The 13834-nt window shown below is 42.4% G+C and carries 13 protein-coding genes; 7 read left to right on the top strand and 6 right to left on the bottom strand.

The features are described from left to right. Positions 1–352 precede the first annotated feature (352 nt). The 6 genes from ABF638_RS06195 to ABF638_RS06170 all read left to right on the top strand — a co-directional run bounded on the left by ABF638_RS06195 (position 353) and on the right by ABF638_RS06170 (position 6649). Entirely contained in the window at positions 353–1627 is a 1275-nt protein-coding gene (locus ABF638_RS06195; RefSeq protein ID WP_435021172.1) for a glycosyltransferase family 4 protein, read from the top strand. Positions 1628–2230: 603 nt separating this feature from the next. Then, positions 2231–2689, top strand: a complete 459-nt coding sequence (gene rsfS, locus ABF638_RS06190) for a ribosome silencing factor (RefSeq protein WP_181928677.1) — start codon at positions 2231–2233, stop codon at positions 2687–2689. Further along, complete coding sequence (locus tag ABF638_RS06185) at positions 2686–3186, top strand: CGLD27 family protein (RefSeq protein WP_435021170.1); 501 nt, start codon at positions 2686–2688, stop codon at positions 3184–3186. Before rsfS ends, ABF638_RS06185 begins: the two co-directional genes overlap by 4 nt. 88 nt (positions 3187–3274) lie before the next feature. Then, entirely contained in the window at positions 3275–4228 is a 954-nt protein-coding gene (locus ABF638_RS06180; protein ID WP_435021168.1) for an asparaginase, read from the top strand. 438 nt (positions 4229–4666) lie between these two features. Beyond that, a complete protein-coding gene (locus ABF638_RS06175; protein ID WP_435021166.1) occupies positions 4667–5149 on the top strand; it encodes a group I intron-associated PD-(D/E)XK endonuclease in 483 nt (160 codons plus the stop codon). Between the two features lie 42 nt (positions 5150–5191). Beyond that, positions 5192–6649 (top strand): YcjF family protein, encoded by a 1458-nt coding sequence (locus tag ABF638_RS06170; RefSeq protein WP_435021164.1) that lies wholly within the window; start codon positions 5192–5194, stop codon positions 6647–6649. A gap of 194 nt (positions 6650–6843) precedes the next feature. Here ABF638_RS06170 and ABF638_RS06165 read toward each other — a convergent pair whose 3' ends face one another. Beyond that, the gene (locus tag ABF638_RS06165; protein ID WP_435021162.1) at positions 6844–7893 is read right to left on the bottom strand and encodes a sugar transferase; all 1050 of its coding nucleotides are present in this window, start codon (positions 7891–7893) and stop codon (positions 6844–6846) included. A gap of 198 nt (positions 7894–8091) precedes the next feature. On the opposite strand from ABF638_RS06165, the gene ABF638_RS06160 reads away from it, so the two are divergent. Beyond that, positions 8092–8889, top strand: coding sequence for a 7-carboxy-7-deazaguanine synthase QueE (locus tag ABF638_RS06160; protein WP_435021160.1), 798 nt, complete (start codon positions 8092–8094; stop codon positions 8887–8889). A gap of 306 nt (positions 8890–9195) precedes the next feature. Here the strand turns inward: ABF638_RS06160 and lpxD are convergent, their stop codons facing one another. From lpxD to ABF638_RS06135, 5 genes are all read right to left on the bottom strand, one after another. Next, a complete protein-coding gene (gene lpxD / locus ABF638_RS06155) occupies positions 9196–10248 on the bottom strand; it encodes a UDP-3-O-(3-hydroxymyristoyl)glucosamine N-acyltransferase (RefSeq protein WP_435021158.1) in 1053 nt (350 codons plus the stop codon). A 133-nt stretch (positions 10249–10381) separates the two neighbouring features. Next, positions 10382–11455, bottom strand: a complete 1074-nt coding sequence (locus ABF638_RS06150; RefSeq protein WP_435021156.1) for a hypothetical protein — start codon at positions 11453–11455, stop codon at positions 10382–10384. Positions 11456–11845: 390 nt separating this feature from the next. Continuing rightward, complete coding sequence (locus ABF638_RS06145) at positions 11846–13084, bottom strand: NAD(P)/FAD-dependent oxidoreductase (RefSeq protein ID WP_435021154.1); 1239 nt, start codon at positions 13082–13084, stop codon at positions 11846–11848. A 49-nt stretch (positions 13085–13133) separates the two neighbouring features. Next, entirely contained in the window at positions 13134–13298 is a 165-nt protein-coding gene (gene rd / locus ABF638_RS06140) for a rubredoxin (RefSeq protein WP_069070731.1), read from the bottom strand. Positions 13299–13364: 66 nt separating this feature from the next. Next, the gene (locus ABF638_RS06135) at positions 13365–13559 is read right to left on the bottom strand and encodes a hypothetical protein (RefSeq protein WP_069070730.1); all 195 of its coding nucleotides are present in this window, start codon (positions 13557–13559) and stop codon (positions 13365–13367) included. Positions 13560–13834 lie beyond the last annotated feature (275 nt).

The raw sequence follows: 13834 nt of genomic DNA, 5'->3' as shown, positions 1-13834 counted from the left end.
AACAATCTTATTAATATCAGATATTACTAAAATTGGTTATGTCTTTACCTCTAGGGAGAATTAAGACTAACTATCCCAATTTAGTCTTAGGGTTAGTAAAACCGAATACACTTAGGGTTTCTACGTAAGTACCAATCAAAAACGAACAATTGGAAGATTGCTTAAATAGTAAAAAAAATTCACAATTCCACTAAGTAGCTAATATCAAAGTTTACTCAATCTTTAAGGAAAATCCCTGACAGAAAAAGAGTCTGGAGTCACAATTAGATATAGGAGTTTTCACGCTCCAAATGATGTTTAAGACAAGTATTTGTCATTAAATAAAAAACCGGGGTACTTCGGACTAACTTTTATGCGGATTTTAATTTACTCCTACAACTACTATCCAGAGCCAATTGGTATAGCCCCACTGATGACTGAATTAGCAGAGGGACTAGTGAAACGTGGGCATGAAGTGCGCGTAGTCACTGCTATGCCTAACTACCCTGAGCGTCAAATTTACCAAGAATATCGGGGCAAGTGGTATCTCAACGAATATAAAAACGGCGTTCAAATTCAACGCAGTTACGTTTGGATTCGTCCACAACCCAACCTATTAGATCGGGTATTACTAGATGCTAGCTTCGTTGTCACTAGTTTTTTGCCTGCTCTCATCGGTTGGCGTCCAGATGTAATCCTCTCAACATCGCCATCCTTGCCAAGCTGTGTACCAGTTGCTCTTTTAGGATGGTTACGTGCTTGTCCTGTGATCTTAAATCTACAAGATATATTACCAGAAGCAGCCGTCCACGTCGGTCTACTGAAAAATAAATTACTTATCCAGTTGTTTACATTATTGGAAAAATTTGCCTACCGGACTGCTAGTAAAATTAGCGTCATCGCCGATGGGTTTGTGGACAATTTGCGAGGTAAGGGCGTAGAAGCTGACAAAATTGTACAAATTCCCAACTGGGTTGATGTAAATTTTATCCGCCCTTTGCCTAAAGAAGATAATCCTTTTCGGGCAGCACATAATCTGAATGGCAAATTTGTAGTACTTTATTCCGGTAACATAGCTCTAACCCAAGGCTTAGAAAGCGTCGTCAAAGCTGCTTCTGTGTTGCGCCATATCCCGGATATTGTTTTTGTCATCGTTGGAGAGGCAAAAGGTTTACAGCGATTGCAACAGGAATGTCTACACTGCGGCGCAGATAATGTTTTGCTACTGCCATTTCAACCCCGCAAAGATTTGCCACAAATGTTGTCAGCTGCCGATGTTGGCTTGGTGGTGCAAAAGAAAAATGTTGTATCCTTCAATATGCCGTCAAAAATTCAAGTGCTACTTGCCAGTGGAGGGGCTTTAGTTGCCTCTGTCCCCGATAATGGTACGGCAGCAAGAGCCATCAGGCAAAGTGGTGGTGGAATTATAGTTCCTCCAGAAGATCCCCAAGCCTTAGCGATGGCAATTTTAGATTTGTACCAAAACCCCGAAAAAGTCAAAACTCTAGGTTACAAAAGTCGTCAATATGCCGTTGAGCAATATGCTTTTGAGCAAGCTTTAAATCAGTATGAATCCTTGTGTTACTCATTGACAGCAGATCGTCGAGCAATTCAGTCTACAGGCATAGTTACGAAACAAGAAGTTTAATCTCCGCAGCAAAGTTACATTTAACTACCACAAGGCTAGAATCGGAGAGTGTCAAGCCCTCAAATCTAGGTATAGAAGATTTTGAGGGTAGCCAAATTTTATTAGGAAATATACAGCAATAGAAAAGCTGGTTTCCAAGTACATTGTTGAACCAAAAATTCCACGGCTTCGCTTCATTCAATCCGTGGCTCAAGGATAATTAAGTATCTAAAACTACCTAGCAATACACGTATGGGAATTGCACTTTTGGTAGACCAGTTATGAGTATGCTGTGTTGTGTCGTAATTTTTAGCAGATAGTCTAAAGGCTAGATGTGGTCTTATCTGCGAATTACTAGCTTTTCATTACATATTATGCTGTTTGATGAATCTGCGATTATTTTCGCTGGAAATTATTTCTGGAAAGCTATTGGTTGATTTATCGCTGCATAATAACCATCCACAACTGCATCGAAACAGTCAATTATCAAACTAGCCCCATAGACACCTATTTTTTTGTTAGTATTCAAAAAAACCTATTGACACATTTGGTCAGATCAATTGTTTGTTGTTTGTAAGTAAATGTAAACAATTGTTTCAAAAGGAAGAAAGCACCTGAGGTTTAATGACTGATTATTTCCAAGGAAATTTCCCATTGCAATCTGTCCCACTGACAAAGAGTGCGGTAATAAGCCACGGCCAAACCGAAGAGGCGAGTGAAAAATTAGCTGCAACGATCGCTGTTGCGGCATCAGACCGCAAAGCAGGTGAGATTTTATTGCTGAAAGTAGCAGAGGTGTCTTACCTAGCTGATTACTTTGTGATGATGACTGGCTATTCTAAAGTACAGGTCAGGGCGATCGCTCAAGCAATTGAAGGAAAAGTTGAAACTGAGTTGCAACGCCGTCCCTTAAGGACAGAAGGAAAAGTCGAGGGGAGTTGGGTACTACAAGACTACGGTGATGTGATCGTTCACATCATGATGCCCAAAGAACGGGAGTTTTATAATTTAGAAGCGTTCTGGATTCATGCAGAGCGTATTTCCCTTCCAGAATCTGATGAAGGTGAGGGTAAACCAACATGATTAGGTCTTCGGTTTCTAATTGCCCAGTTCCTACAGACCAACAACCGCTCAATGAATACGAAGAGTTAAAAACTTCCTGGCTGTTTCGTGATACTACTTTAGATTGGCGCGAGTATATCACGAAACTTGTTTGGATTTGGGGTTTATCTTGGCTTTTTGCAGGGCCGATAGCTGCGGCAAGTTTTGCACCTCACAAGTATATTGCACATTTTATTCTCTGTGGTGCAGCAGGAGCGAGTGTCGGGTTAGTGCTTATACTGGTAAGGTTGTACTTAGGCTGGTTCTACGTGTGCGATCGCCTTTGTAGTCCCACAGTCTTTTATGAAGAGTCCGGCTGGTACGACGGTCAAACTTGGACAAAACCACAAGAAGTCCTCAACCGCGATCGCTTAATTGTTGCATACGAAATCAAACCCATTCTGCGGCGGTTACAATTTACCTTTGCTGGCTTGGCGGGAATGTACGTTATTGGTACTATAGTTTGGCATTTGTTTTAAAAAGTCATTGGTCATTAGTCATTAGCTAAGGACTAATGACCAATGACCAATGACTAATTAATTAAATAAAGGTGATAAATATAAACCCATGACAATGGGAAAACGAACTCAAGCCACAGCACTGGAAGTCCGGTTGCTGCGGGAAGGTATTATTGAATCCAGGCATATAGTCCAAGCTGTTGTCTGCGACGAACGAGGACGGGTTTTAACCGTTGCTGGAAATTCTGAAACTGCTGCATTTATCCGTTCAGCCCTCAAACCGTTTCAGGCACTAGCTGTCACCACTACAGGTACACTGGAACGCTATCAACTCAGCGATCGCGACTTAGCAATTATTACAAGTTCCCATAAAGGCAGAATAGATCAAGTCCGACAGGTATTTAACATTCTTTGGCGGGCCGATCTTGACCCGACTATACTCCAGTGTCCAATTCCTGAAGGTAAGCGGAGTCCTTTAGAATACAATTGCTCTGGAAAACACGCAGGGATGTTAGCTGTTTGTCAGCAACGCCGTTGGCCCTTGAATAACTATTTGGATCGCAAGCACCCAATACAGCAGTTGATTTTGGGCAAAGTAGCAGAATTGCTGCGAATGCCAGCGGAAGAGTTTATCAGCGCTCATGATGACTGTGGTGCACCAACTTATCTGATGCAACTCGGTCACATGGCATCTTTATATGCACTGTTAGCCTCTAGTACTAACTTGGATATGGAGCGCATTGTCCGTGCTATGACTCATCACCCCGCGATGGTATCAGGAGATGGAGAATTTGATACGGAACTGATGCGCTTAACTCCAGGGGAACTAGTCAGTAAAGCTGGAGCCGAAGGAGTGCAGTGCATTGGTAGACTCGGTGAAGGCATGGGATTGGCAATTAAAGTCATGGATGGGGCAAAACGGGCAAAACACGCCGTTGCTATTCACTTACTCCAACAAATGGGTTGGATTAGTCCCAGCGCCGCACAAAGCCTCTCAGAGAAGTTTGTCACCTTGGGAAAATACAAGCGTTTAGAAGTAATTGGAGAATTATCATTTTTGTAGTTGCCAAACTCTTGACTATAGGTTATTATAAATAAGTCGAGAGCAACGCGGGATAGAGCAGCCTGGTAGCTCGTCGGGCTCAACGGGCAAAGTTAACTAGACGCTTATTAGTTAATATTGCTATGGGCGGCACATAAAGAAACTTATGTGCGTTTATCTGTCAAACTCGGGGAAGCCAATAGCGCGGTAATCCCGAACCAAGCTCCAGAAATGGAGAAGGTGTAGAGACTGGAAGGCAGACACCCTAACGATAATGACGAGGGTGAAGGGACAGTCCAGACCACAAACCAGTACATCTGGGCAACGAAAGTTGTAGTTGGTAAGCATAACCCGAAGGTCAGTGGTTCAAATCCACTTCCCGCCACCAAATTAAAGTAAAACCCCGGAATCTTAAGTGATTCTGGGGTTTTATTTTATTTAATTATTTTTATTTTGCAGATGGACACAAAGCTTAGAGGAGACATAGCTGAACAAGCTGCTGTTATTCATGCCTTAAAGCGTGGTTGGGGAGTTTTGAAACCTGTTGGTGATAGACTACCTTATGATTTAGTATTTGATCTTGAGGGAACTCTAGTTAAAATTCAAGTCAAATCTGCTTGGTTTGATGAACCTTCTGGCAATTATGTTGTAGATAATCGCCGCACTAAAACCAATCGGCGACAAATGCTTCGAGAAGCGTATACTCCAGCAGACTTTAATTTTGCTTTAGTTTATATAGAAAATCTTGACCTGTTTTATATCTTCCCAATAGACATATTCATTGGCTACGGTAGCGAAATACACCTTGTTGAAGCTGAGAAAAGACAGCGTAAACCGCGTTCTGCACAATATAGGAATGCTTGGGAGTTAATTTCAGCAAAATCTCTAAGTCAAGAAAGTTGTGTCTGTTCGGCTGTTGAACTTGAAAAAGCAGGTTTTTGATCTATTCTGGAAGAAATAGCCATCTAAAAGGCGCGGAGAATCATGGTTGTGAAGTTGCAGCGACCAATTTTAGTGGGAGGATTGGGATTGTCCTTTTCTCTGTGGATGTTGGACAGTTGGCACGATTCTATAGTGCAGGTGGGTGAGTTTGGTTTATTAAGTGCCTTAGCTGTAGGCGGTGGTTTGTGGTTATTCCAAAAAAATCGCCCGAAACACAGTTTAGAGCAGCTAGATGGTATGGTGGTGGATCGGACGACTGTGGAAAGTGCGATCGCTAAGACTGAGACTGTAATTAACCAACTGGCACAAGAATCAGAAAACCATCCGGCCTTACAAACACTGCGAGAACAAGTTGCCCAATTGTTGTTGGAATTAGACAGGCAAAAAATTAAAGTGGCTGTGACTGGCGGGAAATCCGTGGGTAAAAGCACTTTAATTCACGTGCTAAAGCAAAATCTAGAAACACAAAATTTTGTGTCTTTAGAAGAGACAGCACCTTTATTTAGAGAAGTCGGTGAAAATTCAGATGCGGCTATTTTGGCAGAAGTAGCAAAATCAGATTTTGTTTTATTCCTGACAAACGGTGATTTGACAGATTCAGAATTTCAAACCTTACAGCAGCTAAAAGCAGCAAATCAATCCACAATCCTGGTTTTCAACAAGCAAGATCAGTATTTAACCGATGAAAGCGCCAACATCTTGCTGTCATTAAAACAGCGGATGCAGGGAAATGTAGTTGCAACCGCGGCCTCTCCCATTGCCATCAAAGTCCGAAAGCATGAGGCTGATGGTTCTGTGCAAGAGTGGATGGAACAACCAGCAGCAGATATCCAGCAGTTGACGCAGCAGTTGGGTGAAGCTTTGGTACAGCAAGGACAACGCCTGGTTTGGGTTACTACCATGAGAAAAGCTGGGTTGTTGAAAGCTGAGGCGAAAAACTGGCTGAATGGAACCAGACGCGATCGCGCCACTCCAATTATTGAACAATATCAATGGATAGCTGCTGCTGCTGCCTTTGCTAACCCAGTCCCAGCCCTTGATATTCTGGCGACTGCGGCAATTAATGCTCAAATGGTAATGGATTTGGGTAATATCTATCAGCAGAAATTTTCCCTTGAACAAGCACAAACCGTAGCTAGAGCAATGGGAAGTTTAATGCTGAAACTGGGTTTAGTTGAACTTTCTACAAAGGCTATTAGTACTGTTCTTAAAAGTAATGCCGTTACCTTTGTTGCTGGTGGCGTAGTCCAGGGCGTAAGTGCAGCTTATCTGACCAGAGTAGCAGGGTTAAGCCTAGTTGAGTATTTCCAACACCAGGAAATAGCAATAGATTCTGGAACTGGTTTGAATTTGGAGAATTTACGGCAAACATTGCAAAAGGTATTTCAGCAAAATCAGCAGATTGGTTTTTTGCAGGGGTTTGTTAAGCAAGGCATGAAGCGTTTATTGCCAGATGTGCAACCGGTTGAAGTACTTGGTGTTCAGAAGGCAGTAGGATAATCTGACGCAGAGAATTACCATATTTTAGATTTTGGATTGAATGATTCACAATCCAAAATCCAAAATTGGCTAATACTTACCTGGTGCTGTAGGTAAACCTAAAATTTACCCAAGCCTAAATATAGGCTTGGGTGTATCTAACAATTATTGTGAGAGTTGAGAGTTAGCAAAAAATTGTGAATAAGGGTAATTAGCTAAACAGCACCACTGTTTCTATTAAACAGAATAGCTATAGTTTTGAAAATTAGCTTTAAATCGTACACCAAACTCCAATTTTTTTGATACTGCAAATCTAGGCGAATTACATCTTCAAAACTACGGACTGTAGAACGTCCATTTACCTGCCATTCCCCAGTCATACCAGGTTTAACATCTAAACGTTGCCACTCTGGTACTTCGTAGCGTTCTACTTCATCAGGTGTAGGTGGTCGAGTACCTACTAAACTCATTTGTCCTTTGAGGACGTTCCAAAATTGTGGCAGTTCATCAAGACTAGTTCGCCGTAAAAAACGCCCTACTTTGGTAATTCTCGGATCATTATCATTCTTGAAAAAAGCACCTTGCACTTGGTTTTTGACTTGGGATTTCTTCGCTTCTGCATCCACACACATGGAGCGGAATTTCCAAATCTGAAACCGCTTACCCATCCAACCACAGCGGGTTTGACTAAAGAAAATTGGGCCGGGATCATTAATTTGAATAGCGATCGCAATCGGAATAAACAAAACTCCTGTAATTAATAAACCGACCACAGACCCCACAATGTCTAATAACCGTTTCATCCAAGATGCCACAGAAGGGTGAGTAGTGGGTAACTGCTCTACTTTACGGGAAGTTGTTTTCCGGTTATCTGCTAAGTCTTCTTGTTTGATTAACGACTCATCGCCCACAAGCTCTAAGGGAAAAACCTGATCCAATCCGGTAAGTTTTAGGACTGCCATTACTTGAGGTGTCACATTCCGCAGTGTTAATGTAATCCCTTTGGTCTGGGCGTATTTAAAATTACTGACCAGGGCACCTAAACCACTACTATCCATAAAAGTAGTTTGGTGAAAATCAATAATGATTTGCTTGGGATATGAATTGGGCTGGATTAAGCCTTGGCAGGTTTGCTTAAACCCTAAAGCCTCCAGCACGCTCAACCGCGCGGGCACCTGCACTATAGCCGTGTCGTTTAGGGAATTAACTGGAAAATCGACCTCTGTCGGTTGGCTAGTCATGAAGCTTTGCACTTTCGTTGCCATGTATAATGTAATCTGCCAAACATTATTTTGTCCTACAAAATTACCTAACCTAATATTGGAATCAGTAGTAGTAAGGACTAATTGTTATTTACCGGGGCTGAGATTGGAGATCGCTAGCGACGATTCACAATAGAACAAGAAGCCAAAAAACATCCTTGCTGTTGTGCCGACGCAGCGCGATCGCGTTGCTCTCATCAAATGATTGCTAAAAATACGGTTACACCTACCGCACGCCTGGTTGAGGTCTTTTCTGCCATTCAAGGGGAAGGACTGAATGTAGGGACGCGTCAGATATTTATTCGTTTTGCTTTGTGTGATTTGCGCTGTCACTTTTGTGATAGTGCCCACACTTGGAATGCACCTGCAACTTGTCGGATAGAGCGATCGCCTGGATTGCGCGACTTTGAAATCCACTCTAACCCTGTCCCATTACCCATCTTAATCGAATGGGTGGAACAGCAAAATCTACCTTGTCTACACGATAGCATTAGCTTAACTGGAGGCGAACCACTTCTTCATGCCTCATTTCTAACGCAGTTTCTACCTCAAGTGCGAGCCATAACTGGTCTACCTATATACTTAGAAACTGGCGGACATCGCCCAGAACAACTAGCAATGATTCTCCCCTACTTAGACTCTGTAGGTATGGATTTCAAATTGCCCAGTGTTAGCGGCGAAAGTCATTGGCAAGAACATAGTAAATTTCTCCAGTTATGTTATGACTCATATTTAAATGTTTTTGTCAAGATAATTGTGTCTCAAAACACAGATCCCGCCGAGTTAGAACGTTCAGCTTCCTTGGTGGCAGAGGTTAGTCCAGATATCTCAGTATTTTTACAACCTGTTACGCCTTTGGCAGTATCTGAACAATTTTCCCCAATACCTATGCTTGTGCCTTCGAGCGATCAAGTTTTGACGTGGCAAGCTTTGATGAAGGGCTTTGTCAGGCATGTGCGTGTAATACCCCAGACGCATAAAATGCTGAACCAACTGTAAAAATTTCTGTCAAATTTGAGTTTGATGAAGATGTAGTCAAGAAAAAAGTAAGATTTTATGAAATGGTTAGGGCGGCTTTCTCGACTCATCGCAACTGCCGTCCCCCAAATTTGAATTTGGGGTTTTCAACAAACATTCTTATAAATAGGACTTACGCAAAACTATATGCTGTAGGAGCAATTCACGAATTGCCCCTACCTGAAAATCATTCTTTTCGGTTATTGTTTGCGTAAGTCTTGATAAAGTTGCTACCCAGATATCCAACTTATTAAAAAGTCAGGGATTTAAATCCATTACAGCAGTAGCTTAATCATTGCTATTTTTGAATTTACGTTGCAACTGTTTTAGCGATTGATACATATCTGGCAGGCGACCATAAACAGCAGATACCTTGAGATATAGTTTGTAAGGAAGGGCTGGAGTTCCGCAGACAATTTCTCCTGGTGCAACATCGTTGTGAATTCCAGTTTGAGCAGATGTCATCGACCCATCTCCCATCTTCACTTGATTGACTATTCCTGTTTGTCCAGCCAAAATAACGCGATTTCCTAGTTTAACCCCTCCCGCCATGCCAACTTGACCTGCGATCGCACAGCCAGAACCAATTTGGCAACCGTGACCTATTTGGACTAAGTTATCAATCACTGTATTGCGTCCTACTCGTGTTTCTCCGACTGCTGGGCGGTCAATGCCAGTGTTACAGCCAACTTCCACGCCATCTTCTAAGACTGTACAGCCTGATTGTTCCATTTTGAACCAACCAGCACGGGTAGGAACAAAACCAAAGCCTTCTGCACCAATGACAGCACCACTGTGAATGACGCAATCTGCACCGATGCGGGTGCGTTCGTGGATGGTACAGTTGGCGTGTAAGGTGGTGCGATCGCCTATTTTGACATCTGGATAAATCACTACATTGGGATGAATGATTGCGCCATTGCCAATTTCTACCCCTTGTTGAATCACAGCATGGGGGCCAATATAAACATCACTACCAACTTTTGCGGTGGAGTGAATCACAGCCGTGGGATGAATTTCTGGGGTAGGGCGATATGGTTGGTAAAAAAGTGCGATCGCTTTGGCAAACAATAATCGCGGATCTGGGGTTGCTAGCCAAACAATACCCCTCTCTTGTGCAAGCGCCTGTAATTTTTCATCTTGGGGCAAAATTAAAGCACTAGCATTGGTATTGCCGACAAAAGATTTAAATTTTGCACCTTCTACGTAACAGAGAGTACCGATGCTAGCTTCATCAATGGCTGCTACCCCTGTAATTTCTGGGTCTTGGTCTGGGTTGCTAGTCAGGCTATTATTGGTGGCCGCGTCACCAAATTGACGGAGGATTTCGCTGAATTTCATTGTTGGGTGTGTTCAAAATTGATCTACGATGGCAAAATAATTTTCCCTCTTTATGTTCCAATACAATAATTTTGTAGGTGCGTAGCAGTAAGCTAATCAGATTTTTCCTAACTTCGCTTCAGGTTGGAATACTTTACCGACATTCTTCTTTTGATGGCTCTGGTTGTAAAGATGAGCCTATCAGTAGTGTCTTGAGGCGTTGATTATCTTCGGCTGCGATCGTTTCACCATAGTGATGAAGTTGAAAAAGTTGGCAATAACGGTTTTGTTTGGCGCAAATCAAGCAGCCATAGGCATGATTGCCGTTAGTACCGCACAGCCGATGTCCCATCACTGGGCCTAGAGAAATACTTTGTTCACTAGCAACTGTGCTGAGAATTGAGCGCAGTTTTGACTCGAACTCCAATGACAAGTATTGCTTACGTCCTGGTTGTGTACAATCCCATTCTGGAACGATTAACTTCTGTTTTAACAGACTCGCTTCAATCTCCTCAGACATGACAAGCCCAGACAGAATAACGTGGCGGGAAACATGGGGTAATAGTGTGCGTGCTAATTGCCACATTAAAGCTTCATCAAACCACTCTTCAACTAGTGGACGCAGATACCAACAACACGGAATGCCAAGTTTTACTAAATCTTGTAGCAACTGTACCCGACTCTGAATAGAGGCTTGCTCATAGCCTGGTTTCAAGGGTGGTAGACTGACAAAGACAGTGACTCGAAGTGAATTAGGTCGCTCTAGAGTTGTTTTGAGGCGCTCTAGAAAAGATTGACCAGGATGGACTTTGGTGGTGATGTAGACTATGTTGGCGGCTTTGCGGTCAATCAGTGCATCCAGAATTGAGAGTACACGTTCTCGATGGGCTGGAATAAAGGGATCAGAGTAGTCGCATAGTGAAATCGGAAAACCTTTTTGTCCTTCCTCTGTAGCAAAAATGCAGTCTAGCAAAATATCAAGCAGGTCAACCGGAGATGAGACATCCTGAAAGTTTTGTGGATAATGATGCCATTCACGGTCTTGATGACAGACACAATAGGCACATTCAATTGGACAACGATTCTGGGCATTTGGCAGAAATGGATTGAGACTGAAGTATTTAACAGCACGATCCTCATCAGGAATACCAAGTACTGGAAAACCATGCAGCATATACTGGCTAGCGTGTAACGTAATTTCAGACGCAGTATTTTTATCAGTAATCATATATTTTTCATGAAAAAAGTAATACACCCGGAAAAATTTGCCTTCTCTAGGGTGGCTGGTGTGAATGTGGAGTGGCAAGGTGGGAAATGCGAAAGGATTAGTATGAATTTTTATAAGTAAATATAGTTAAGTAGCGATCGCTTCTTCGTAGATATTTTGTAAATGGATTGAGGTTAACACGCTGAAAAGTCTGAGCGCTGAAAGTCGGCGCTCAGGTTAGAGAGACGCGATAAATCGCCGTCTCTACAAGGAATTTATCCATCAATTATTTATTGACAGACTACTAGTACAGCACGGCGGAAATAAACCACCCATTCCCAATCAACAAAACCCTTACGCTGTCTTCATTTTTAATTTTTAATTTTTAATTTTTAATTCCGCCTTGCGGTACTAGTCGCTAGTCGCCATTGCTATTCCTGCTAAATAACCGGTTGTCCAAGCACTTTGGAAGTTAAACCCGCCGGTGACGCCATCAATATCTAAGATTTCTCCGGCAAAATAAAGACCAGGAACTAATCTACTTTCCATTGTCTTGAAGTTGACTTCTTTAAGGTTGACGCCGCCACAGGTAACAAATTCTTCTTTAAAAGCTCCTTTGCCATTGATTAAGTATTGTCCCTGAGTAAGTTCTTGCACCAGTTGATTTAAGGTTTTACTAGATATTTCTGCCCAACGGTCTTCTGTAGTAATGCCTGCACGGGCAATGATATATTGCCAGAGACGATGGGGTAACTCAACGCCGCGATGCAATGCGATCGCTTTCTTTCCCCATTCATCCTTAACTGCTAAAACTTTTTCTCGCACTTGTTCTTGTTGCAAATCAGGTAGCCAATTAATCAATAATGTGGCTTGATAGCGGCTTTCGTGCAGGACTCTTGCACCCCAAGCAGAAAGTTTCAAAACAGCGGGGCCACTCAAACCCCAGTGGGTAATTAGCAATGGCCCAGTTTGTTGTAATTTGGATTTTCCGCCCGCAGATAACCGCAATTGGGCAGGGTTAACGCTAACTCCAGCTAAATCCCTCAATTTTTGATCGACAATATTGAAGGTAAATAACGAGGGTACTGGCGGTTCAATTTGATGACCTAATTCTCGGACAATTTTATAACCCGCAAGGCTACTGCCGGTTGCCAAAAGTAGGCGATCGCATTTAATCGTCTCTCCCGATTTCAGAAGAATATCAAAACCCCCATCTGCTGCGGTTCGTTTCACCGAAGTTACATGTGTACCGATACGGAGTTTTATACCAGCTTTCGCCACCGATTTAATCAGACATTCCACAATGGTTTCTGAAGTATTGGTGACAGGAAACATCCGGTTATCAGCTTCCGTTTTTAGATAGACTCCACTAGCAGCAAACCAAGCTACTGTATCTTGAGGCCCAAACCGAGTCAAAGCACCCCGCAAAGCTTTTGCACCTCTGGGGTAATTTTGCACTAATTCCTCCGGATCAAAGCAAGCGTGAGTTACGTTGCAGCGTCCGCCACCAGAAATTAGCACTTTCGCTAGAGGTTGGCGACTGGCTTCGAGTAAAGTAACTTCGGCTTCAGGATTAGCTTTAGCACAAGCGATCGCGCCAAAAAATCCCGCAGCCCCACCCCCAATAACTACAATTTGTAACGGTAGCAAGTTCTAAAATTTCTCAATAGCACGTACTTTACTAGGCTAGCCGTTATCTTCACTCTTCAACTAGTTCAAATTCCTCTTTTGTGGCACCGCAAACGGGGCATGACCAATCATCTGGTATATCTTCAAACATTGTTCCCGGTGCTATCTCACTATCTGGATCGCCTACTTCTGGGTCATATTCATAGCCGCAAACAGTACATAGATACTTTGCCATGTTCCTTTCCCCTAGTAAATTGTTGGCATTGCTTCAATATTAAATACTTTTGGCAGTCCTCTCTTGTTAAAAACGCCACCATGTCCTTTGGGCGTAACTGATAATCCCAATTGCGATCGCCCCAAGTAGCAATAGCCAAATTATTCCACCTGGAATAAAGGTGAGAATACCAAAGCCTCTCAGTACCCAGACGGCGACGCTAACGCCGAGAAGGATACCAAAAATCTGGATTAATCTACGATTTAAAGAAGATTGACTCACTTACTTTTCCTCTCAACTCAACAGAGATTACATTTGATATTGATAATTTAGATATGAAGTTACGATGAAGTTGCAGTTTCAACAGAAATAATACGTAAAAATTGAGATATGCTATCCAAAAGTTGGGGTAAGGTGCTTGATATTAGTTCGTGTTTGTGACATTCTAGCTGTTAATAATGCAGTTTTTCATCTACAAGTATTACTTTGATAAAACTCACTTAAGTACTAATTGTGTGAATTGTGAGAAGAAATACAGTTTTTACAGTAAAGTGACT

The sequence above is a fragment of the Nostoc sp. CALU 1950 genome (assembly GCF_051172895.1).
GTDB classification, from domain to species: Bacteria; Cyanobacteriota; Cyanobacteriia; order Cyanobacteriales; family Nostocaceae; genus Nostoc; species Nostoc edaphicum_A.
Note: the sequence above shows the minus strand (reverse complement) of the source record. Positions and strands in the feature narration are given on the sequence as shown.